The organism is Qipengyuania oceanensis (assembly GCF_009827535.1).
Lineage (GTDB): Bacteria > Pseudomonadota > Alphaproteobacteria > Sphingomonadales > Sphingomonadaceae > Qipengyuania_C > Qipengyuania_C oceanensis.
Map to the genome: position 1 here is coordinate 974,230 of NZ_WTYN01000001.1, position 23,247 is coordinate 997,476.

General features: G+C 64.7%; 19 protein-coding genes. 15 read left to right on the forward strand and 4 right to left on the reverse strand.

Annotated features, from left to right (window positions below; genetic code table 11):
* The first annotated feature begins 48 nt into the window (after nucleotides 1-48).
* The 14 genes from GRI48_RS04745 to GRI48_RS04810 all read left to right on the forward strand — a co-directional run bounded on the left by GRI48_RS04745 (nucleotide 49) and on the right by GRI48_RS04810 (nucleotide 18,405).
* Nucleotides 49-1,410 carry an MATE family efflux transporter gene (locus GRI48_RS04745; RefSeq protein ID WP_160672147.1) on the forward strand — a complete coding sequence of 454 codons (1,362 nt, stop codon included), beginning with the start codon at nucleotides 49-51 and terminating at the stop codon, nucleotides 1,408-1,410.
* 58 nt (nucleotides 1,411-1,468) lie between these two features.
* A complete protein-coding gene (locus tag GRI48_RS04750) occupies nucleotides 1,469-3,820 on the forward strand; it encodes a chemotaxis protein CheA (RefSeq protein ID WP_160672150.1) in 2,352 nt (783 codons plus the stop codon).
* Nucleotides 3,817-4,248 carry a chemotaxis protein CheW gene (locus GRI48_RS04755; protein ID WP_160672153.1) on the forward strand — a complete coding sequence of 144 codons (432 nt, stop codon included), beginning with the start codon at nucleotides 3,817-3,819 and terminating at the stop codon, nucleotides 4,246-4,248. The genes GRI48_RS04750 and GRI48_RS04755 overlap by 4 nt, the downstream gene beginning before the upstream one ends.
* 51 nt (nucleotides 4,249-4,299) lie before the next feature.
* Complete coding sequence (locus GRI48_RS04760) at nucleotides 4,300-4,665, forward strand: response regulator (RefSeq protein ID WP_160672156.1); 366 nt, start codon at nucleotides 4,300-4,302, stop codon at nucleotides 4,663-4,665.
* A 10-nt stretch (nucleotides 4,666-4,675) separates the two neighbouring features.
* A complete protein-coding gene (cheB, locus tag GRI48_RS04765) occupies nucleotides 4,676-5,770 on the forward strand; it encodes a chemotaxis-specific protein-glutamate methyltransferase CheB (protein WP_237451730.1) in 1,095 nt (364 codons plus the stop codon).
* Nucleotides 5,761-6,678 carry a CheR family methyltransferase gene (locus GRI48_RS04770; protein WP_160672159.1) on the forward strand — a complete coding sequence of 306 codons (918 nt, stop codon included), beginning with the start codon at nucleotides 5,761-5,763 and terminating at the stop codon, nucleotides 6,676-6,678. Before cheB ends, GRI48_RS04770 begins: the two co-directional genes overlap by 10 nt.
* Before the next feature lie 57 nt (nucleotides 6,679-6,735).
* Nucleotides 6,736-8,265: a putative bifunctional diguanylate cyclase/phosphodiesterase gene (locus GRI48_RS04775; RefSeq protein WP_337190769.1), complete on the forward strand. Its 1,530-nt coding sequence runs from the start codon at nucleotides 6,736-6,738 to the stop codon at nucleotides 8,263-8,265.
* Nucleotides 8,262-9,608: a methyl-accepting chemotaxis protein gene (locus GRI48_RS04780; RefSeq protein WP_160672162.1), complete on the forward strand. Its 1,347-nt coding sequence runs from the start codon at nucleotides 8,262-8,264 to the stop codon at nucleotides 9,606-9,608. The genes GRI48_RS04775 and GRI48_RS04780 overlap by 4 nt, the downstream gene beginning before the upstream one ends.
* A 149-nt stretch (nucleotides 9,609-9,757) precedes the next feature.
* Entirely contained in the window at nucleotides 9,758-10,969 is a 1,212-nt protein-coding gene (locus tag GRI48_RS04785) for an acyl-CoA dehydrogenase family protein (protein WP_160672165.1), read from the forward strand.
* 36 nt (nucleotides 10,970-11,005) lie between these two features.
* The gene (locus tag GRI48_RS04790; RefSeq protein ID WP_160672168.1) at nucleotides 11,006-12,076 is read left to right on the forward strand and encodes an acyl-CoA dehydrogenase family protein; all 1,071 of its coding nucleotides are present in this window, start codon (nucleotides 11,006-11,008) and stop codon (nucleotides 12,074-12,076) included.
* Between the two features lie 4 nt (nucleotides 12,077-12,080).
* Entirely contained in the window at nucleotides 12,081-13,316 is a 1,236-nt protein-coding gene (locus tag GRI48_RS04795; protein WP_160672171.1) for a serine hydrolase domain-containing protein, read from the forward strand.
* A gap of 11 nt (nucleotides 13,317-13,327) precedes the next feature.
* Nucleotides 13,328-15,364 (forward strand): 3-hydroxyacyl-CoA dehydrogenase NAD-binding domain-containing protein, encoded by a 2,037-nt coding sequence (locus tag GRI48_RS04800; RefSeq protein WP_160672174.1) that lies wholly within the window; start codon nucleotides 13,328-13,330, stop codon nucleotides 15,362-15,364.
* Nucleotides 15,365-15,459: 95 nt separating this feature from the next.
* Nucleotides 15,460-16,692, forward strand: a complete 1,233-nt coding sequence (locus tag GRI48_RS04805; RefSeq protein WP_160672177.1) for a TonB-dependent receptor plug domain-containing protein — start codon at nucleotides 15,460-15,462, stop codon at nucleotides 16,690-16,692.
* 264 nt (nucleotides 16,693-16,956) lie between these two features.
* Nucleotides 16,957-18,405, forward strand: a complete 1,449-nt coding sequence (locus GRI48_RS04810; protein WP_160672180.1) for a TonB-dependent receptor domain-containing protein — start codon at nucleotides 16,957-16,959, stop codon at nucleotides 18,403-18,405.
* 73 nt (nucleotides 18,406-18,478) lie between these two features.
* Here the strand turns inward: GRI48_RS04810 and GRI48_RS04815 are convergent, their stop codons facing one another.
* The 4 genes from GRI48_RS04815 to GRI48_RS04830 all read right to left on the reverse strand — a co-directional run bounded on the left by GRI48_RS04815 (nucleotide 18,479) and on the right by GRI48_RS04830 (nucleotide 22,291).
* A complete protein-coding gene (locus tag GRI48_RS04815) occupies nucleotides 18,479-19,033 on the reverse strand; it encodes a nucleotidyltransferase family protein (protein WP_160672183.1) in 555 nt (184 codons plus the stop codon).
* Nucleotides 19,026-19,865, reverse strand: a complete 840-nt coding sequence (locus GRI48_RS04820) for an XdhC family protein (protein ID WP_160672186.1) — start codon at nucleotides 19,863-19,865, stop codon at nucleotides 19,026-19,028. The genes GRI48_RS04815 and GRI48_RS04820 overlap by 8 nt, the downstream gene beginning before the upstream one ends.
* Before the next feature lie 99 nt (nucleotides 19,866-19,964).
* Entirely contained in the window at nucleotides 19,965-20,924 is a 960-nt protein-coding gene (locus GRI48_RS04825) for a winged helix DNA-binding protein (RefSeq protein WP_160672189.1), read from the reverse strand.
* 77 nt (nucleotides 20,925-21,001) lie between these two features.
* The gene (locus tag GRI48_RS04830) at nucleotides 21,002-22,291 is read right to left on the reverse strand and encodes an adenylosuccinate synthase (protein ID WP_160672192.1); all 1,290 of its coding nucleotides are present in this window, start codon (nucleotides 22,289-22,291) and stop codon (nucleotides 21,002-21,004) included.
* A 125-nt stretch (nucleotides 22,292-22,416) separates the two neighbouring features.
* On the opposite strand from GRI48_RS04830, the gene GRI48_RS04835 reads away from it, so the two are divergent.
* Nucleotides 22,417-23,232, forward strand: a complete 816-nt coding sequence (locus GRI48_RS04835; protein ID WP_160672195.1) for an aldo/keto reductase — start codon at nucleotides 22,417-22,419, stop codon at nucleotides 23,230-23,232.
* The last annotated feature ends 15 nt before the right edge of the window (nucleotides 23,233-23,247 follow it).

Here is a 23,247-nt window from a genome sequence, read left to right on the forward strand (position 1 = left end):
CATCGACAAGGTTGCCAGCGACCGCCAGCTCGGCCACAGGGCTGCGCGATGAGCGACGGTGCGAAACTGACGCGCGGATCGATCCGCGGCCACCTCGTCTCGCAGACCTTGCCGATGATCATCGGGGTCGCAGCGATCATGTCCATCGGGCTGATCGACGCCTATTTCATCGGCCAGCTCGGCAGCGCGCAACTAGCGGCAATCGCCTTCATCTTCCCGGTCAGCGTCGCGGTCGCCAGCCTTGGCGTCGGCATCATGGTCGGCATCAATTCGGTCGTTGCGCGGGCACTGGGCGGCGGCAAGGCAGACCGCGCCAACCAGCTTGCCAGCCTCGGTATCGCATTCGCCCTGGCACTGGGCTGCGTGCTCGGGCTGGCGCTCTATGTGCTGCTCGGCCCGCTGTTCCGCCTGATGCAGGCCGATGCGGAGCTGATGCCGCTGATCCTCGAATACATGCAGCCCTACGCCTTCGGCATTCCGTTGCTGCTGCTGCAGATGGGCCTCAACGGAGTGCTGCGCGGTCAGGGCGAGGCGCGCAAGACATCCTACGTCTCGATCAGCTATGCCGCAGCCAACTGGGTTCTCGATCCGCTGCTCATCACCGGCGCGTTCGGCTTCGAGGGCTTCGGCATCGCCGGCGCAGCCTATGCCACGCTCGCCGGCTGGGCCATCGCGATCCTGCTGGCGCGCTGGCTGATCCGCAAGACACCCATCGAGGTCAGCAGGCGGCATCTGCGGCAGGAGCACTATCTCGATCCGCTCAAGGCAATCGCCCGAGTGGCCACCCCCGCAGCCTTCTCCAACGCCATCAACCCGATCGGCCTGGCCGTGCTGACGAGCCTCGTCGCAATCGAGGGCCAGGCGGCGGTCGCCGGCTTCGGCGCCGCCGGACGCCTGCAGAGTTTCGCGGTGGTCCCCCTGCTCGGCCTGTCGGGGTCAATCGGTGCCATCGTCGGGCAGAACTGGGGTGCCGGGCAGGCGGAGCGTGCGCGCCGCGCATTCTATTATGCCGGGGCCTTCAGCCTGGTATACGGCCTGCTGATCGCCGGTCTGCTGGTCTTCGCATCGGACTGGTTCGCCGGTTTCTTCAGCGACGATCCCCCGGTGATCGAGCAATTCAATCGCTACCTCGCCATCGCCGCGTGGGGCTATGCCGGATACGGCCTGCTCATCATCGGCAACGGCGCGCTCAACGCGATCGATCGATCCGGAATCGCGCTGGCGCAGAGCGTGGCGCGCGTGTTCCTCGTCATGCTGCCCTTCGCCTGGATCCTGCGGGGCCAATGGGGTGCGGACGCCGTCTACGCTGCGGAACTGGCCGCCAATGTCATCGGCGGAGCCGTCGCGGCCTTCCTCGTGTGGCACTTCCTCCATCGCGATGCCGCGGACGCCGGGGAATCCGGCAAGTGACCGTTCGTTAACCATCCTCCTGCATAGACGCACGCTGGATCCAAGGGAGCGTGCAGACATGGACGACCTGCTGGCTGAGTTCGTGGCCGAAACCCGCGAAATGCTACAGGCAAGCGAGGGCGAGCTCGTCGCGTGGGAAGCCGATCCGGCCGACCGCGCGCGGTTGGATACGATCTTCCGCTTTGTCCATACCGTGAAGGGCAATTGCGGCTTCTTCGATTTCCCGCAGCTCGAAGCGCTGAGCCACGCCGCCGAGAGCGCGCTGGCAGAGGTCCGCGCCGGGCATCGTGAAACCGACGCTACGCTGGTCACCGCCGTGCTGTCGGTTATCGACCGCATTTCCGAGATGGTCGACGCGATCGAGGCAGGTGGGCCGATCACCGGCGACGATGCGAAGCTGATCGCATCGCTCGAGGCCGATCCGGGCGATCTCGGCGAAGTCGCGCCGCACAGCAGTCACAAGCAGCGAGAGGACAAGCAGGGGGCAACTCCAGCCACGGCGGCGCAACGCACGATCCGTCTGCCCGTCGAATTGCTCGACCGGGTGATGAGCGGCGTGTCGGACCTCGTTCTTGCTCGCAACGACCTCGCCCGGCGGTTTCGCGAACACGGCGCACCCGCCGAACTCGACAACCCGTTCGAGCGGTTGTCGGCGATCTTGGGCGACGTGCGCGAAGCCGTCTCGCGCATGCGGATGCAGCGGATCGAGCACCTGTTCAACGCGATCCCGCGCATGGTGCGCGACCTGTCGGCCGACCTCGACAAGCAGGTGATGGTGGAAATCGACGGCAATGGCGTCGAACTCGACCGCGAGATGATCGAACTCGTCCGCGATCCGCTCACGCATATCATCCGCAATGCCATCGGCCACGGGATCGAGACCCCGTCGCAGCGTCGCGCGGCGGGCAAGCGCGAGATCGGCCTGCTCAGCGTTGCGGCGAGCCAGTCGGGCAACCGGATCACGATCCGCATCAGCGACGACGGGCGCGGGCTCGATGCCGACAGGATCGCCAGCAAGGCGATCGCCGCCGGTCTGGTCACTTCGTCTGAACTGGCCGCGATGGACAGCGACGAGCGAACCGATCTCATCTTCGAGCCGGGTCTGTCGACCGCCGACAAGGTCGATGCGATTTCCGGACGCGGCGTCGGACTCGATGTCGTGCGCGCCAACGTCGAACGACTGGGCGGTTTGATCCAAGTCGCAAGCGAGGTCGGTGCCGGTACGGTCTTCACGCTCGTCCTTCCACTCACCCTGAGCATCATCGGAAGCCTGACGGTGAAGGCGGCGGGACAGAGCTTCGCGATCCCCCGCGCCTATGTCGACGAGATCGTCCACGGCAGCTCCGCTGCGCTCGAATTCGCGACCATCGGCGATGCGAGCGTGGTGACCTTCCGCGGGGAGCGGATCCGCTACGTCTCGATCCGCGATGCGCTGGGCCTCGAGCCGGATGCAGAGCGGCCAGGTGGTGTAGTGATGCTGCGTCTCGTGACGGGCCAGCGCTTCGCGCTCGGGGTAGAGCGGGTGCTCGATCACGAGGAACTGGTGATCAAACCGGTCTCTCCCGAAATTGCCGGCTGCGGGCTTTATGCCGGCCTCACCCTGCTGGAAGACGGACAACCCATCCTCCTGCTCGACATTCAGGGGATAGCCGCGGCGCGCAAGCTGGTCGACGCCTCGGTCGAGCGCGGCGCTCGCGAAACCGACGACGACCGGACCGACGCAAGCTGGGATCGCAAGCTGATGCTGTTCCACACGCTCGGCGGCCTGGAGCGCGCAATGCCCATGGAACTGGTACGCCGGATCGACACCGTCGATGCATCGGCAATCTTGATCGAGGCCGAACGCGCCACCGTGGTGATGGACGATACGATCTTCGCCCTGACGGGTCACGAAACCGGCCCTCTCCCGGCAAGAAACGTGCGCCTTCTCCGCCTGAGCGACGGAGCGAGCACCATCGTCCACGCGGTATCCGCAATCGCCGATGCCGTGGACATAACCGAGCCGCTCAAGCCCGCGATCGACGACCCGTCCATCGAGGGCCTTGCGCTGGTCGACGGGCGTTCCGTGCCGGTCATCGACGGCCACTGGCTGTTCGCCGCTCATGCGCCAGATGCGACACCCGCCGATGCGCCCCGGTGCTGGCTGCCGGACGACAGCGATTGGGCCAGGACGATCCTCGCTCCGCTGGTGCGCGCTGCCGGCTATCGCGTCACGCAGAGCCACGAAGACGCCGACATTGTCTTCGTCCTTGCAGGAGAGGACGACGGACACGCGCGTGGAGCGCCGAACATCATCACCCTTCGGGATCAGCGTGCTGGTGCACCGCACGGCGAAGAAAGCATTTATCGCTACGACCGCAACGCGATCCTCGGGGCGCTGTCGCGCGCACGCGCAGGAGAAGCCCGATGAGCGATCTCGTCGTCCTCGCCACGATCGCCGGCCGCCAAGTCGCTGTCGCCGCCGCCGAAGTGCAGGCGGTCGTCGACCTGGAAGCGATCGTGCCTGTCCCCGGCGCGCCGCACCACGTGGCCGGCATCACCGCGCTGCGTAGCCGCCCGCTTACCGTCATCGACATGCAAACAGTCGTCGCAAGCGGCTCCTGTGTCCGCGATGAGTGCCGCGCGCTCGTGGTCGAACACCAGGGGCACGGCTATGCCCTGATCGTCGACGAAGTGGCAGACGTGGTCCCGCTCACCGGCGAGCCCAAACCGGTTCCGGGCAAGCTCTCGAGCACCTGGCAGACGCTCGCAAGCGCGCTGGTCGAAACGGACTCCGGCCCCGCCCTCCTCATCGATTTCCGCACGATCCTTGGCGCCAATCACGAGCAGGCCGCTTAATGCTATGGTTACCGGTTGGGCATATGCTTCGTCCCAAACAGAGGGCGCACCATGAAAACTTGTCTTGTCGTTGACGACTCACGAGTGATCCGGAAGGTCTCGAGGCATATCCTCGAGACGCTGGATTTCGACGTGACCGAAGCGGAAAACGGCCAGGAAGGCCTTGCCGCATGCGAAACCGCCATGCCGGACGTGATCCTTCTCGACTGGAACATGCCGGTGATGACCGGGATCGAGTTCATCACCAAGCTGCGGCAGCGACCGGGCGGCGATGCTCCCAAAGTCGTCTTCTGCACCACCGAGAACGATGTCGCCCATATCCGCGAAGCAATCAGCGCCGGGGCGGACGAATACGTGATGAAGCCCTTCGACCACGAAACGCTCCAGATCAAACTCCAGCTCGTCGGGTTCGAATAGGCACGGCTTCATGCGATCGGTGGCCGGGATCGAAGAGCGAGGCGGACTGACGGACGCCGCGAAGCGCGCGGGCATACGCGTGATGCTGGTCGACGATTCGCTGACCGCCCGGACCGCTTTTGCACGCATGATCGAGCAGGAGCCGGACATGGAGACGGTGGCTACGGCTGCCTCCGCCGAGATCGCCATCGCTAACCTCGCGCATACGCCGGTCGATGTCATCCTGCTCGATCTCGAGATGCCCGGCATGGGCGGCCTGCAGGCCCTGCCCAAGCTGATCGAACGCGCTGCGGGCGCGCAGATACTGGTCGTCTCCGCTCTCACGCCCGCGGGCGCGGAGCATACGCTCGCGGCGCTCTCGATGGGCGCTGCCGAAACGATGCTCAAGCCGCTCCCGGGCCAGTTCGACGATGCCTATCGCACGAGCCTGGTCGCGAAGATTCGCGCGCTGAGCGGCACCGAGACTCGCTCTTCCTCCATCACGGCCCGGACCGTTCCGTCCCGTCGCTCGGTCGGCTCGCGCCCGCAGATCGTCGCGATCGGCGCCTCGACCGGGGGGATCCACGCGCTCGGCCAGTACCTGCAGGCCTTGCCGCGCGGTTTCGACATTCCGATCCTCGTCACGCAGCACCTGCCCGACGCGTTCATGTCCGTCTTCGCACGCCAACTCGAGGCGGCTTCCGGTCGCCAGGCGCTCGTTGCCAGACCGGGACTAGAGATCAATCGGCGCGCGATCGTCGTCGCGCCCGGGGACAGCCATCTCGTAGTCCGCGGCCGAGGCGGGCAATTCACCTGCGAGCTCGATACCCGGCCTGCCGCGAGCGGATGCATGCCGTCGGTCGATCCCATGCTAACCAGCCTCGCCGAAGCCAGTGAGGGCGCGGCGCTGGCCGTCGTGCTTTCGGGCATGGGCCGGGACGGGGCGAGCGGTGCACGGGCACTGGTGGACGCAGGCGGAACGGTCTTTGCCCAGGACGCGATCAGCAGCGCGGTCTGGGGCATGCCGCGTGCCGTGATCGAAGCCGGGCTGGCCGCCGAGGTAGGCTCGCCCGATGACCTTGCCGCCAAGACCATCCAGCTGGCGGGAGTGGCATCTTGGACCTAGGCGACGTCTCGCTGCGCTTCATCGCCGACCTGCTCGCAGAGCGGACCGGACAGCAATTGACCGAAGGGCGCGTGTGGCGGGTCGGGACGGCCTTGTCCGGGATCTTCCGCAAGCGCGGAATCTCGAACGTGGAGCAGCTGGTCTGCCTGCTCGACCAGGCCGAGGAAAAGGCGCTGGCCGACGAGGTAGTCGAGGCGCTGCTCAACAACGAGACCTATTTCTTCCGCGATCCGGCCTACTTCAAGGTGCTGGCCGAACTGATTCTGCCCACACTCAGGCGCGCGCGCGCTGGCAAGCGCAAGCTCAAGATCTGGTCGGCGGGCTGCTCTACCGGCCAGGAAGTCCTGTCGCTCGCGATGGTTTTCGCCGAGCAGCAGGAACAATGGGCGGACTGGTCGATCGAGATCCTCGGCACCGATATCTCCGGCCAGGCGATCGATACCGCACGCCGCGGGCGCTACTCGCAATTCGAAATCCAGCGCGGCCTGGGCGTGAACCGCATGCTCAATTTCTTCGAAGAGACCGAGCAGGGCTGGCTTTCCACCGACCGGGTATCGCGGCTGGTCCGCTTCAACCGGCACAATGTGCTCGACCAGACCCCGTCCTCGGGCCCGTTCGACCTCGTCATGTGCCGCAACGTGCTTCTCTATTTCGACGCGGCCACGCGCGAACGCGCGTTCCGCCGGCTGCACGAGGGGCTGTCTCCCGACGGCTGGCTGATGCTGGGCGCAGGGGAGACGGTCGTCGGCCAGACCCGGCAATTCCAGATCGAACCGGGCGTGGGCGGAATCTATCGTCCCGTGCCGCAGGAAGGTCCCGCCTTCGGCGCGCCGCACGAGCCGTCATCGGAGACGGGAGCAGCGCTGCCGAATTCGGTCGAAGGTAAACGCGAATTTACCGTTCCTTAGCCAAATTCGCCTAGCCGACGGGAGTTGACGCTCACTTCAGGGCAATTGGGGGGCTCGGTGATCATCCGGGAAGGTAAATACGGCCTGTCTTCACGTGCGCTGGTTTTCGCGCCGCTGGTCGTACTCACCCTGATTTTCGGATCGGTCGCCATCGTTGCAGCTACCGATGCGGTCGTCTTCAAGAAGCCCGCGCACCTGCTGCTGGCCGGCGCGACCGTCTATCTCGCGGCACTTTACATCCTCGTCCGGATCGGCCTGATCAATGTTCGCAGGCTCGAACAACTCGGCCTCAGCGACAGCCTCACCGGCCTGCCCAACCGCCGGGCGCTTCACGCCGACATGGCCCGCCATGCCAAACCGGGCGAAGAGCGCGCAATGGCTCTCATCGATCTCGACGGGTTCAAGTTCGTCAACGACCACTATGGCCATGCCATCGGCGACCAGTTGATCAAGCAGTGCGCGATCATCTTCCAGAAGGTCTGCGGCGAAGAAGCCCGATGCTACCGGCTGGGCGGCGACGAGTTCGCGCTCGGGATGAACGGGCCGCTTTCCGCGACCATCCTTGAAGGGATCTGCCGGAGCCTCATCGAACGGCTGCAGAAACCGATCTCGATCGACGATCGCCGGATCACGCTGGGCGCAAGCATCGGCCTGTCGCGCTCGACCGGCAGCGACGGGATCGATTCTTCCGAAATGCTGCGCCGTTGCGACGTCGCCACGCTCGCTTCCAAGCGCGGCGGCAAGATGCGCTGCACCTGGTTCAACGAGGCCTTCGACCGCAGCCGGGATGCCCTGCGCGAACTAGACGAGGACTTGCGCCGCGCCCTCGCCCAGGGCGAATTCGTGCTGCATTACCAGCCGCTGGTCGATGCCCGGACGCGCGAAGTCGTCGCGGTGGAATCGCTGATGCGCTGGAACCGCCCGGACGGAAAGGCCATCGGCCCGAACATCTTTATCCCGATCGCCGAGGAATCCGGCCTGATCAACGCGATCGGCCTGTGGGTCCTGCGGCAGGCCTGCACCGACGCGCTGCAATGGAGCGGCATCAAGCTGTCGGTGAACATTTCGGCGGCCCAGCTTCGCAACCCCGAATTCCCGATCCAGCTCGGCGACATCCTGGAAGAAACCGGCTTCCCGTCGGATCGGCTTGAACTCGAAATCACCGAAACCAGCCTCGTCCTGGACCCGGTTATCGCGGAGCGCAGCCTCGACGTCATTCGCGGGTTCGGAGTGAACATCTCGCTCGACGATTTCGGGACCGGATATGCCTCGATCGGCTTCCTGCGCCAGTTCCGCTTCGAAAAGCTCAAGCTCGACCGCTCGCTAGTTGTCCAGGCAAGCGAAGACGACGGCTCGCGCGCCATGATGCTGTCCAGCATCACCGTGGCCCGCGCCATGAAGATGGACGTGACGGCCGAAGGCGTCGAGACCCAGGAGCAGGCAGATATGGTCCGCGCCGCGGGCTGCGACCAGATCCAGGGCTGGCTCTACTTCAAGGCGATGCCACCTGAAGACATTGCGCAATATCTCAGCGGCCCGGCCGAAACCGCCGCGGCGCGCGAAACTGCAAGGAAGAAGTCGGCATGAACATGCAGAGCAGGATCGTAAGCGACGAGATGGCGGAAGAAATCGCCGCCGTGCGTCTCGAGCGGGACGAAATCGTCGAACGCAGTAGCAGCGCGCCGGTCGCCTGGTTCAACGGCCTCTCGTTGCGAGCCAAGCTGCTGATGTGCGCAGGCGGTCCGCTGATCCCGCTCTTCATCGTGACATTCCTGAGCTATCTCGCCGGCAGCGATCCCGAACATGCCGCCAATCTCGGTTACTGGGCGACAATCGCTTGCCTGGTATCCATGCTGATCGGCGCGGTCGTGATCCACCGCATTCTGGTCGACACGGTCGTACCCATCCAGACCTATGCCCGCGACATGAGCCGTCTTGCCGCAGGCGACCGCGACATCCGCGTGAGCGGGACCGCGCGCACGGACGAGATCGGCGATTTCGCCCGCGCCCTGCTGGTGTTCGTGAAGTCCGGCCACAAGCTCGACGAACTGTACAACGATCGCAAGGCCAGCGCCGAGCGCCGCAAGGGAGAGGTGCTCCGGCTCGCCCAGGAGTTTGAAAGCAGGATCGGCGATGTGGTCGGCGGTGTCGCCTCCGCCTCGACGCAATTGCAGAGCACTGCCAGGAGCATGGCGCTGGCTGCCGAGAGCGCGGCGACCCAGACCGAGCGTGTCGCGCGGTCCATGGACGAGGCTTCGTCCGGCGTCACCGCCGCTGCCGCGGCGAGCGACGAATTCGCGATGTCGATCGGCGAGATCAGTCGCCAGGCGGCCAGTTCCGCCGAACTCGCCCGCGAAGCAAGCGAGGCGACGAGCAATGCCGATGGCACGATTTCGGCCCTGTCGACTTCTGCCGAACAGGTCGGCCAGATCGTCGAGCTGATCCATTCGATTGCGCAACGCACCAATCTGCTCGCCCTCAACGCCTCGATCGAGGCGGCCCGTGGTGGCGAAGCGGGCCGCGGATTCGCCGTGGTCGCGTCCGAGGTGAAGGATCTCGCCGCGCAGACGAGCCGGGCGACCGAGGAAGTGGCGGCGCAGATTCGCCGCATCCAGGAATCGACCGGAGCGAGCGTTTCCGCGCTGCGTGCGGTCGGTGACCGGGTGAAGCAGCTCGAGACGACCGCCATCTCGATCGCGTCCGCCGTCGACCAGCAGTCGGTCGCGGGGCAGGATCTAGCGCGCAGCATCGATATCGCCGCGCGCGGAACCGACGAGGTCTCCTCCCATATCGACGAAGTTCGCGAGACCTCGGTTTCGACCGGCGCGGCGGCCAGCCAGCTGCTGAATTCGGCGACCGAGCTCGAAGGGCAGGCATCGACCTTGCGTTCGCAGGTGGACGACTTCCTGTCGCATGTCCGGGCTTCCTGACCAAGCGATCGCCGCCGCCGGCCCTGACCATACCGAGAATTCGATTCGCAACATTGGCTGTGATCGCACGCGCGCAAAACACGCCTTGACGTAACGGGTTTTACGACGGCATCCCCTCGGTCTAAGATAGACCGCGAGAGGAGATACCGATGGCGACGCAGCTCGAACCGGAAGTTCATAGCGACGAGGATGCTTTCCGCACGGAAGTGCAGCAATTCCTGGCGAAGAACTTTCCCGAAGAACTCAAGGGCAAAGGCAACGCGCTTGCCGGAGTCGATGGACCCACCGAAGAAACGGCCCCGCAAAAATCATGGCGCGAAGCCATGGGCGAACGCGGTTGGGGTACCCCCACCTGGCCGAAGGAATACGGCGGCGGCGGCCTGACTAAAAAGCAGGCGCGCATCCTCGACGAAGAGCTGGCGAAAGCGGGTGCCTACAACCCGATCGGCGGCATGGGCGTGATGATGTTCGGCCCGACGCTGCTCGAATACGGCAGCGAGGAACAGAAGCACGAGCATATCCCGGCGATCTGCCGCGGCGAAGTCCGCTGGTGCCAGGGCTACTCCGAACCCAATGCCGGATCGGACCTTGCGAACCTGCAGACCTTCGCCGAGGACAAGGGCGATCACTACCTCGTCAACGGCCAGAAGACCTGGACCAGCGGCGGGCAATGGGCGGACAAGTGCTTCGCCATCGTGCGTACCGACAAGTCCGACAAGCACAACGGCATCAGCTTCATGCTGATCGACATGGACGCCCCCGGAGTGGAAGTCCGCCCCATCACCATGATCAGCGGCACCAGCCCGTTCTGCGAAACCTTCTTCACCGACGTGAAGGTGCCGAAGAAGAACCTGGTCGGCGAGGAAGGCCAGGGCTGGACGATCGGCAAGCGGCTGCTCCAGCACGAACGCACCAATATCTCGGGTGGCGGCAGCATGGCGCGTGCCATGGGGCAGAGCCTGGGCGCGATCGCCAAGAAATACGGCGAGACGAATGCCGATGGCGAACTCGCCGATCCGGTGCTGCGCGACAAGATCGCGGATTTCGAAATCCGCTGGAACAGCTTCCTTCTCACCGCCCGGCGCGCGATGGAAGAAAGCAAGGCGCAAGGTGGTGTTTCCGAAATCAGCTCGGTGCTGAAGAAAGTCGGCACCAAGCTTAGCCAGGAGCGTAGCGAACTGCTGATCGAGATCCGCGGCCTCCAGGGCCTTGGCTGGGACGGCGACGACTTCACCGACGGCGAACTGGAAGCGGTGCGCGGCTGGCTCTTCGGCAAGGCCACGACGATCTACGGCGGCTCGACCGAAATCCAGAACAACATCATCGCCAAGCGCGTGCTCGGCATGCTCGACCACCAGTAAGCGCAAGCCGAAAAAGCACGTTACGGAGAGACAGAAATGGCAGTTCTCAACGAAGAACAGGAAATGCTGCGCGACATGGCGCGCGACTGGGCGACCAACGAAAGCCCGGTGACCGAATTCCGCAAGGTCCGCTCGAACGGCGACGAGAAGGCGTTCGACGCCAACGCATATTCGACCATGGCCCAGATGGGCTGGGCCGGGGTCATCATCCCCGAAGAACATGGCGGGTCGGACTTCGGCTGGCTCAGCGCCGGCCTGGTGGTCGAGGAACTCGGCAAGACCCTCACCGCCAGCCCGCTGGTGATGAACACGGTGGCAGCATCCGCAATCATCCTGGGCGGCAGCGACGAGCAGAAAGCGAAATACCTCCCGAAGCTCGCCAGCGGCGAGATGATCGCCACGCTCGCGGTTGACGAAGGCGCAAGTCACGATCCGGCGAAGATCGAGGCATCGGTGTCCGGCGGCAGGCTGTCGGGCAAGAAGGCCTTCGTCCACGAGGCGCACGGCGCGGACCTGTTCGTGGTCGCGGCTACAGACGGTCTCTACCTGGTCGAAAAGGGCGACGGCGTCACGCTCAAGACCCGCAAGCTCACCGACCAGCGTAGCCATGCGGACATCACCTTTGACGGCGCTGCTGCCGACAAGCTCGCCAATGGCGGGGACAGTCTGCTCGACGACGTGCTCGATCGTGCGCGCATCCTGACCGCGGCGGAAATGCTCGGCATGGCGCAGCAGGTGTTCGACGTGACGCTCGATTATCTGAAGCAGCGCGTGCAGTTCAACCAGGTGCTGGCGACCTTCCAGGCGCTGCAGCATCGCATGGCCGATCTGTTCGCGGACCTGGCGCAGATGCGCTCGGCGGTCGAGGGAGGCCTGCAGGCGCTGGACAGCGGCTTCGGCATCGACCGTGCGGCGACCATCGCCAAGGCGGAAGCCAACCGCGTGCTCCACACCATGAGCAATCAGGGTATCCAGCTGCACGGCGGCATCGGCATGACCGACGAGTACGACGTAGGCTTCTACCTGAAGCGCGCCCGCGTGCTGGAGGCGAGCTTCGGATCGTCGAGCTGGCTCAAGGATCGCTTCGCGACCCTGTCCGGTTACTGAGCCGATGTTCGATTGCGCGCGCCCTCAAGAGCAGGGCTTCGACGGCGAACGGCTCGCCCGCATCCCGACGTTTCTCGCCGACAGCTACGTCGACAGCGGCCGGCTGCCCAACACGCAGCTGGTCGTCGCCCGCAACGGCGTACCGGTCCACTATTCGAAGCTCGGCAAGATGGGCGACGATGGCAGGGACCTGCGCGACGATGCCCTGTTCCGCATCGCCAGCATGACGAAGCCGATCACCTCGATCGCCTTCATGCAGCTGGTCGAGCAGTGCAAGGTCGCGCTGGAGGAACCGGTGACGAAGGTGTTCCCGGAGTTTGCCGGGCTGAAGGTCTATGCCGGGGGCGGCGGATCGATTCCCTTCGCACCCGGCGTGCCTGCGCCGCCGATCCGGTTCGTCGATTTGCTGACGCACATGTCGGGCTTCACCTACGGGCTGCAGAACCGCAACAATCTCGATGCGACCTACCGTGAGAACAACTTCGATTTCGCACGCACACATCTGGATTCCGACAGCTTCATCGAGAAACTGTCCAAGCTGCCGCTCGAGTTCGCACCCGGCACGGGCTGGAATTACTCGGTCTCGACCGATGTCCTGGGCATCGCGGTGGAGCGGATCAGCGGCATGCGGCTGGGCGACTACTTCGCGAAGAACATCTTCGAACCGCTCGGCATGTCCGACACTGCCTTCGGAGTGGCCGAGGGCAAGGGGGACCGGCTGGTCGATGCCTATGCCTATCGCCCCGGCGACACGCCGAGGATGATCGATTCAGGTGCGAAGAGCCGGTTGAACAGTCCCGGCAGTTTCGACAGCGGCGGCGGCGGCCTTGTCGGGACGATCGCCGATTACCAGCGCTTCGTGACCATGCTCGTCAATGGCGGCGAGTTGGGCGGCGTCCGGATCGTCAGCCCCAAGACCTTGCGCCTGATGCGTACCAACCACTTGCCGGGCAACGCCGACCTGACCGAGATGTCGAGCAGCCTCTTTTCCGAGGCGAACAATGCCGGGACCGGCTTCGGGCTCGGCTTCGCAATGGTGATCGACCCGGCGAAGACGCTGATGCCTTCGAGCCCCGGCGAATATTACTGGGGCGGCGCCTATTCGACCGCCTTCTTCGTCGACCCTGTCGAGCAGATAACCTGCGTCTTCATGACGCAGGTCTACCCGTCCTCGACCTATCCGATCCGGCGTCAGCTGAAGACCCTGATCTACTCCGCCCTTGCCGAAAGCTACGCCTGAAGGAATTGCCCATGACGTCCCCCATCCGCACCGAACGCCATGACAATGTGCTCGTGATCGTATCGGACAATCCGCCGGTCAATGCGCTCGGGCAGGCCGTGCGACAGGGCCTTGCCGACGGAATCGACGAGGCGCTGGGCGACGACAGCATTGAGGCGGTGGTGATCCGTTGCGACGGGCGGACCTTCTTCGCCGGGGCCGACATCACCGAGTTCGGCAAGGCCCCGCAAGGGCCGAGCCTGCCGGAAGCGCTGGACCGGCTCGAGGCAAGCGACAAGCCGGTGGTCGCGGCGATCCACGGCACGGCGCTCGGGGGCGGATGCGAGGTCGCCCTTGCCTGTCATTACCGCGTCGCCGTTCCCAGCGCGAAAATCGGCCTGCCGGAAGTCAAGCTCGGCCTGATCCCCGGGGCCGCCGGCACGCAGCGGCTGCCCAGGCTGGTCGGAGCGGAAGCTGCCCTCCCCCTCGTCGCCATCGGGGATCCGATCTCCGCCAGGAAGGCCGAGACAATCGGCCTCGTCGATGCGATCGTGGGCGAAGACAGCCTGGAAGCCGACGCGATCGCTTTCGCCAAGTCGAAGATCGGTCAGCCGGTCCCCCGCGCGAGCGAGGGCACGGCCAATCAGGACGGGGTCAAGAATCCCGACATCTTCGACCAGTTCCGGGCGAAGAACGGCCGCAGGATGCGCGGTTTCGACGCGCCCAATGCCGCGATCGAGGCGGTCAAGGCTGCCGGCGAACTGTCATATGCAGATGGTGTCAGGAAAGAGCGCGAACTCTTCACCCAGCTGATGACCGGTAGCCAGTCGAAGGCCATGCGGCATTATTTCTTCGCCGAACGGGCCGCCAACAAGATCGACGACGTGCCCGCCGACACGCCGCTGATCCCGATCCACAAGGTCGGCGTGATCGGCGCCGGCACGATGGGCGGCGGGATCGCGATGAATTTCCTGTCCGCCGGCCTCCCCGTCACCATCCTCGAGATGCAGCAGGACGCGCTCGATCGCGGGACCGGCGTGATGCGCAAGAATTACGAGAACACCGCCAAGCGCGGCCGGATGACGCCAGAGCAGGTCGAGGGGGCGATGGGCCTGCTCACGCCGACGCTCGATTACGGCGACCTTGCCGACTGCGATCTCGTGATCGAGGCGGTCTACGAGAACATGGACGTCAAGAAGCAGGTATTCGGGAAGCTCGACGAGGTGGTCAAGCAGGGCGCGATCCTGGCGTCTAACACCAGCTATCTGAACATCGACGAAATCGCGCAGGCGACGAAGCGTCCGGGCTACGTGCTCGGCCTGCACTTCTTCTCGCCGGCGAACGTGATGAAGCTGCTCGAGATCGTGCGCGGTGCCGAAACCCGCGACGACGTGCTCGCGACCTGCATGAAGCTCGCCAAGAAGATCGGAAAGGTCGCCGCGGTATCGGGCGTGTGCCCCGGCTTCATCGGCAACCGCATGCTTTCCAAGCGGCAGGAGCAGGCGAACAAGCTCATCATGGAAGGTGCGAACTACTGGGACGTCGACGACGTGCTGCTCGAGTTCGGCTTCCCCATGGGTCCGTTCCAGATGGGCGATCTTGCCGGGATCGACATCGGCTGGCACCGCGATCCGAGCAAGGTGACGACCGTGCGCGAGGCGCTGTGCGCGGCCGGACGCTTCGGCCAGAAGAACGGCAAGGGCTTCTACGATTACGACGAGGCACGCCAGCGCACTCCGTCGGACGAAGTGAAGCAGATCATCGCCGATTTCGCTGCGAAGGAAGGCAACCAGCAGCGCGAAATCTCCAAGGAAGAAATCCGCGAACGGCTGCTCTACCCGATGGTCAACGAAGGCGCCCAGATTCTCGAAGAGGGTATGGCCCAGCGCGCGAGCGACATCGATGTCGTCTGGATAAACGGCTACGGCTGGCCGCTCTACACCGGCGGACCGATGTTCTGGGCCGAGCAGATCGGGCTGGAAACTGTGGTTTCCGGGCTCGAAAAACACGGCCTGCCGGTCAGCGACCGATTGCGCAAAAATGCCACAGGTGGCGCGGGTTTCGACTGAATCTTGCGCGGGTTCGCTTGACAGCTGACAAAAATAATAGTCCAGTTTCGAGCAACGGGTATCCGACGAGATATCCGGGTGGAGAGGAGTACATCATGAGGAAATTTAGCTGGCGCCACAGTTGCGCCCTGGTCGCTCTTGCCGGAGCGGCCGCCGCAACGCCTGCCTTCGCACAAGTCGACGAACCGGGTGACAGCGACGAGCAACCGACAGCCGAAACCATCATCGTTACCGGGTCGCTGATCCGCGGCACGCCTGAAGACGCGGCGCTGCCGGTCAACACCGTATCGGCCGAGGAGCTGTCCCAGAAGGGCATCACCTCGCCGCTCGAACTGATCAAGGAATTGCCTTCGGTCGGTTCGGTTCTGGGCGATACCAACCAGTTCTCCACCGCATCGCAGGGCTTCCAGGGTAACGGCTCGATCAACCTGCGCGGCCTTGGTTTCACCCGCACCCTCGTCCTGCTGAACGGCAAGCGCACGATCCAGGCGCCGGGTGACGGCTTTACCGACACCAACCTGATCCCGCTCTTTGCCCTGCAGCGCGTCGAAATCCTGAAGGACGGTGCCGCGGCAACCTACGGGTCGGACGCGATCGCCGGCGTTGCAAACTTCATCACCCGCGACAATTTCGACGGCGTCGAAGTCGCTGGCGACTGGACCTTCGTGAAGGGCTCGGACGACAATTTCAATGTCAGCGGCCTGATCGGCAAGAACTTCGGCGGGCTCAACCTGCTCGTCGGTGCCGGCTGGCAGCATCGTTCGGAATTGCCGACGACCGCGCGCGATTACACCAGCCTGACCTACGACGTGAACGCATCGGGCTATTCCGCCCTGGCGACACCGGGCCTGTTCGCCGTGACCTATCTTGGTGCTGGCGGGCTCAACACGATCACCGCTCCTGACAAGGGCTGTACCGAACTCGGCGGCTATCTCACCGCGCCTGTCTGCCGCTTCACCTACATTCCCTTCGACAACATCACCGAAGAGGAAGACCGGTACCAGGCATACGCGCAGGCCAACGCCGACCTGAGCGATTCCACCCGCTGGCACGCGAGTGCACTGTGGGCCAAGACCGATCTGGAAAGCATCAACTATTCGCCGTCCTTCCCGCCCACCCAGGGCCCGAAGGGTTCGGGATTCCGTAACGCTTTCACCACGTCGCCGGCCAACCCGGCCGTTGCGGCCTTTCTGGCGCAGCAGGGCCTGCCGGCCAGCGGCGGTGCCAACGGAAATGTCGTTGCGGTAACCAACGTGTTCTACCGCCCGCTCGGCTTCCTCGGAAATCCGCTCGATCCCGATCGCGGCGCCGGTCGCGGCTCGGCCTAGAACAACGCCTGGCGGATCAACACCGGGCTCGAGTTCGACATCGGCGAAAACCTGATCCTGAATGTCGACGGCACCTACTGGCGGTCCAGTCGCCAGTTCTGGGTCGGCGACATCATCGGTTCGCGCCTGCAATCTGCGCTCAACGGTTTCGGCGGCGCGGACTGCACCGGCACGACGCCGGGCGCCAACGGCTGCCAGTTCTTCAATCCGTTCGTTCTTGCCGGGCCGGAAAACCCGACGCTCGACGTCCCCAACCCGTTCTACGTGCCCGGGTTCGAGAACAGTCCCGAGCTTCTCTCGTGGCTGTACATCCCGAACGGCACCTTCCAGCGTGAAGAGCAGTGGATCGGCGATGCCGTTCTTTCTGGCGGCACCGGATTCGAACTGCCGGGCGGCGAAGTTGCCTTCGCTGTGGGCGCACAGTTCCGGAAGAACAACTTCTCGAGCCGTCCGTATCGGAGCGAATCCAACCTGAACGTCAACCCCTGCTTCATCGAGGGCGACACGAGCTGCGTTGGCACCCCGACGGAAGGCGTCGGGCCGTTCATCTTCCTGGGCGGAACCCGGCCGACCAAGCTCGACCAGAGCGTATACGCGCTCTTCACCGAGCTTTCGCTGCCGGTTCTCGACACGCTCGAGGTCTCCCTTGCGCTGCGTTTCGAAGACTACGGAAGCCCGGTCGGTTCGACGCTGAACCCGAAGGCGGCCGCTCGCTTCGAAGCGACCGACTGGCTGACCCTGCGCGGTTCGATCGGCACCACCTTCCGCGGTCCGCTGGCCAGCAACGTGGACGACAACTTCGTCACGGCACTGGCCGGTCTGACGGCGGCGGGCGGCAACTACAAGTCGGTCGACATCTACGGGAACCCGGACCTCGATCCGGAAACCGCGCTGACCTACAACATCGGCTTCATCGTCGACACCGGTCCGTTGACCTTCAGCGCCGACTTCTGGACCTACGAGTTCAAGGACCAGATCGTCACCACGCCGGCCGATGCCATTGCCAGCTTCGTCGGCAACGGGCAGACCACCGGCACCGCTCCGGTCAATTGCTCCAGCTCGCTGGCCTATCTGGTGACCTTCTCCGGTGATACCTGCGTCCAGGGCACCACGACCGGTCTCGACATCGCTCGTGTTCGCACGCAGTTCGTCAACGGGCCCGATGTGACCGTTCGGGGCATCGACTTTGCCGCCAACTACGACATCGATGCCGGTTTCGGCGTGGTGTCGATCGGTGGTAACGCGACCTGGAACCTCAACTACAAGACCGACGAATTCTCCGTCGGTGACGTACTGGTTACCGAGGCCTACGACGCGGTCGGCTTCGGCAACTACTTCCGCGATCCGGGCACGCTGCCCGAATGGCGTGCCAACGGCTACGTCAACGTGAGGACCGGTGGACTCAACTTGCGCTACTCGGTGAACTACATCGACAGCGTCTTCGACGAACGCTGCACCGGCGATCCCTGCTTCGCGATCGCAGGCGTTCCGGCAGGCAGCAACTTCGGCAAGAACAGCGGCAGCTATGTCCAGCAGGACCTCGTTGCCAACTACGAACTGCCGGTCGAGTTCGCCAAGGTTCAGCTGACCGCGGCCGTCCTCAACATCTTCGACGAGGAACCGGCTCAGGCCTACCTGCCGATCGGCTACAACCCGTTCATCGGGAACGCCATCGGTCGGAACTTCCGTGTCGGAATGCGCGTCGGCTTCTGATCCGACCCGCACCGCAGAAAATCAGGCCCGTCACCGCGAGGTGGCGGGCCTTTTTCGCAGCGCACGGAGGTAGTCAGTCGAGTTGCGAAAGGTCGACCGGCGTGTCGACGTCGGCCAGCATACCCGCATCAGGAGGATCGAGTAGAGCGGCATCCGCAAAACTTAGCGATGCGGCACCGCGGTCGCCCTCCAGAGCCAGCAAGCGATCGAAATATCGCGCGGGGAAAGCGGCGGGTACTCCTGCCGAACCGTCTGCCTGCCGGGTGAAGACAGGATCATCGCCCGCTGCAAGCGCTCGCAAATGCGCCGGTGCCACGAGCGGCATGTCTGCAAGCGCGATAACGACCCGGTCGCATTGCCGCACCGAAGCAACTCCGCAGCGAATGGACGAGGCCATTCCCGAGGCCGCGTGACGATTGGGCACCAGAGTCCATTGCGCGGGCACGTCCGCGAAACGAGCGTCCTCTCCGACGACCAGGCAGTATTCGTCGAACCCCGCCTCGGTACAGGCGTCGGCGGCCCAGCGCCACAAGGGTCGGCCGCGAAAATCCGCGACCAGCTTGTCCCCACCGAAGCGCCGCGCCTGACCGGCGCCAAGCAGGAGCACCGCCACGCGGCGGTCAGCCATGATCGCGCAAGCCTTCGTAGAGAGCCGTAACCTGTGCCAGTGCCGACAGGGCCAACGTCTCGGGCGTCTTGCAGATCGGGACCACGCCCACCGGGCTGGTCAACCGTGCCAATGCTTCCTCGGTCACACCGCGCGAGAGGAGTTCGGTGAGGCGGGCGCGCCGCGCACGCTCGCCGCCCTGAGCCCCGATATAGAAGGCATCGCTCGACAAAGCCTCCTCTAGCAGCGCAGCTTCCCACTCGTGGTCGTGAAACAGCAACAGGATCGCCGTCCATTTGTCGGCGGCAGGCAGCCCGCTTTGCGAACCCATGCGCAAGCTATCCTTGTCGACAGCCTCGACCGCGACATGCGCAGCCGCTGCCAGCTGGACGCAAGCGTCGAATTCCGGCCCCTGGCCGAACAGTCGCAAGCGCAGGGCGGGCAAGTAGCGTCGCTGTCGCAGCGGCGACTTGCCGGGCAGCGTTAATCCGGCAGGCCGGCGTTCGCCCAGAGACTCCAGCGCGGCACGGCAGGCGGCACGGTCCGGCGCGGGATCGAGCAGTATATCGAGCCCGCCGCCGCACGGCAGCCGAAAGTCGATGTTGTCCGAACCACGTCCGTAGCGCACGACGCGCGCCCCGTCCGCCTTCCGGACATCGCTGGCGAGTTGGCTTTCGAGACAGCCGTCGGCGAGATCGCCGACCACGCTGCCGTCGGGGCGGACGGCCAACTGAGCGCCGAGAGGGCGCGAAAAGCTCCCCTCGATCCCGACCACCGTACACAGCGCGACGCCCGGCTCGCAAGCGGCAGCCAACGCGCGATGATCGCGATCCACTTCGGTCAGGACGCTCATGAACCGGAATCAAAATTGGCGGGAAGGCTGGTTTCGACCATCATCGATGGCCCTATACACGGCTCTCACCAGCTTAGGAATTCGAACCGGCGAAGGTTTTCAGCCCAGTTCGCCGCCGATTTCCGCGAAGTAGCGCGCCATCGCATCTGCAGCCGCATCGGTCAGCCCGATGAAGGCGCGGCGCCGGTCCGCCTCGTCCTCGACCCGTTCGAACAGGCCGGCTTCGACCAGCTGGGAGATCCAGCGCAGGGCCGTGGTCGCCGGCACGCCCGAAGCGATACATAGGGAGGTGACCGAGACCCGGCGATGTTCCACCCGCGCGGCGGTCAGGTCGAGCAGCATGTCCCACGCCGGATCGGCAAACAACGCGCCGTCGAAATAATCGCGTCGTTTCTGCCGGCGGGCGATGATCTTGCGCACGAGCCGCGGGTCGGGCAGCGGCGGCCTTGCCGCCCGCAGCCGCCCGTCCTGCGTGCCGTCTGCCGGACCGAATTCGCGACGTGAACTCTCGAAACGGAATATCCCGTCCGAACCCGCCCGCGGGAAATCCTCCAGCCGACGCGCGATATCCTCGACCTGTTCGGTCAAGCGCATCAGCGTGACTCGATCATCGGCGGAAAGCTCGCGAACCCTCATGCCCCGATTTCTGGTCAACGCACGCCCGACTGCCAATACGCGTTCACCCCTAGTCGCATCGACCAGTATCTGTGCATCGGCCTGACCCATGCAGGCGTAGATGTCCTCAAGCGCGTCCATCCGCGTCAGCACGATCATCTGGCTGCCAGCCTGGGCGACCCGCGCATCCACGCGCAGCAGGACACCGATCGTGTCCCCGCGCACCTCGGGGCAATCGAGAATGACTATGTCGCCGAGCGAGAGAACGCTGCCGGTCAGCAAGTGTTCGAGCGGGTAGGACTGGCGAACGTGCAACCCAGCAGCAGCCGCATCCTCGGCCAGCCGCGCGCGGGTCAGTTCGCAGTCGGAGAAAACCGTCAGGGAATACAGCGCGCCCGGACCGTCGGCCTCGCGCGATGGGTAAACCAGATCTGCGTGCGCCATCTCGCGCCTCCCCTTTGCGAATCTACGCGAACACACGTAGAACAAAAAGGGAGCAAGTCAAGAATTCGTGTTGAAGACTAATCCTGGAAGGGATCGCGGACGAGGATTGTGTCCTCGCGTTCGGGACTGGTCGAAACCAGCGCCACCGGGGTCTCGATCAGTTCCTGCACGCGCTGGATATATTTGATCGCCTGCGCCGGAAGATCGGCCCAGCTGCGCGCGCCGGCGGTGGTTTCCTGCCAGCCGTCCATCTCTTCGTAGATCGGCTCGACACGCGCCTGGTCGGCCGCATGGGCGGGCAGATAATCGAGGATCTTGCCGTTGAGCCGATAGCCCGTGCAGATCTTCACAGTCTCGAAGCCATCGAGCACGTCTAGCTTGGTCAGCGCGATGCCGGTCACGCCCGAAATCGCGCAACTCTGCCGTACGAGCACTGCATCGAACCAGCCGCAGCGCCGCTGGCGTCCGGTCACCGTGCCGAATTCGTGTCCTCGTTCGCCCAGCCGCTGGCCGACTTCATCTTCCAGTTCGGTCGGGAACGGGCCGCTGCCGACGCGCGTGGTGTAGGCCTTCACAATGCCGAGCACGAAGCCCGTCGCGTTGGGGCCGAGGCCGCTGCCCGCCGCGGCCGTGCCGCTGACCGTGTTGGAGCTGGTGACGAAGGGATAGGTCCCGTGATCGATGTCGAGCAGCACCCCTTGCGCGCCCTCGAACAGGATCTTGGCACCTGCCTTGCGCACCTTCTTGAGCCGTTTCCACACCGGTTGTGCGAATTGCAGCACGAAGGGCGCGATCTCGCGCAGCTGTTCGAGCAGCGCAGCGCGATCGATCGGCGGCTGGTCGAAGCCGGCCCGCAACGCATCGTGATGCGCGCACAGGCGATCGAGTTGCGGCTCCAGGTCGTCGAGATGGGCCAGGTCGCACACGCGGATCGCGCGGCGGCCGACCTTGTCCTCGTAGGCGGGGCCGATGCCGCGCCCGGTCGTGCCGATCTTTCCGGAGCCTGCCGCCGCTTCGCGCAGGCCGTCGAGGTCTCGGTGGATCGGCAGGATCAGCGGGCAATTGTCCGCGATCGCGAAGTTGTCAGGATTGATCTCGACGCCCTGCCCTTCGAGCTTCTCGACCTCGCTCTTCAGGTGCCACGGATCGAGAACGACGCCATTGCCGACAATGCTCAGCGTGCCGGTGACGATCCCGCTCGGCAGGAGAGAGAGCTTGTAGGTCGTATCGCCGACCACCAGCGTATGCCCTGCATTGTGGCCGCCCTGGAACCGGACGACGGCATCTGCGCGGCTGGCGAGCCAGTCGACGATCTTGCCCTTGCCTTCATCGCCCCATTGGGCACCGATCACGGTAACATTGGCCATCTGGAAAAAGCTGCCTCGCGTGGCTGGAACAAACGCCGCGGGGGTTAGGCGCGCGCAGGCCACGGGGCAAGGCGTTTGCAGGAAACTTCGCCGCCCTTTTCCATTGGGTAGGCAAAGGAGACTTTATGACCGACTACCCTACCCTCACTCTCAACGACGACCGCCAGATTCCCCAACTCGGATACGGGACCTACCAGATCGACGACGGCGATGCGGCTGAAGCCGTTTCGATGGCACTCGATGTCGGGTACTGGTTGGTCGATACCGCGGCGATCTACCAGAACGAGAATGGCGTGGGCGAAGGCATCGGCGATTGGGCCGACATATTCCTCCAGACCAAGATCTGGAACGCGAGTCAGGGATACGACCGGACGCTGAAGGCGGCCGACAAATGCCTGGAGCGGCTCGGTCGCGACCATGTCGACATGCTGCTGATCCACTGGCCCTGCCCGGAGAACAACCTTTTCGTCGACACGTGGAAGGCGCTGATCGAACTGCGCGAACAGGGAAAGGCGAAGTCGATCGGAGTGTCGAACTTCCGGGTGGAAGACCTGCAGCGGATCGTCGACGAAACCGGCGTCGTTCCCGCTCTCAACCAGATCGAGCTGCACCCCAGCTTCCAGCAGGAGGAGCTGCGCGAGGCGCATCAACAAATGGGCATCGTCACCCAGTGCTGGTCACCGCTCGGCCAGGGCGACGGGCTTTCCGACGCGACCATCAAGGCCATCGCCGAAGAAACCGGCAAGCCGGCAAGCGCGGTGATCCTCGCCTGGCATCTGCAGCACGGGCTGTGCCCGATTCCGAAGGCTTCGAGCCGCGAACACGCGGAAGCGAATTTCGAAGCCTTGCAGACCGAACTCGACGGCGACCAGATGGCGCGGATCGATGCTCTCGACAGTGCGGGCGGTCGCATGGGACCGGACCCGGCGACTTACTCCTGAGCTTGACTGTATTGC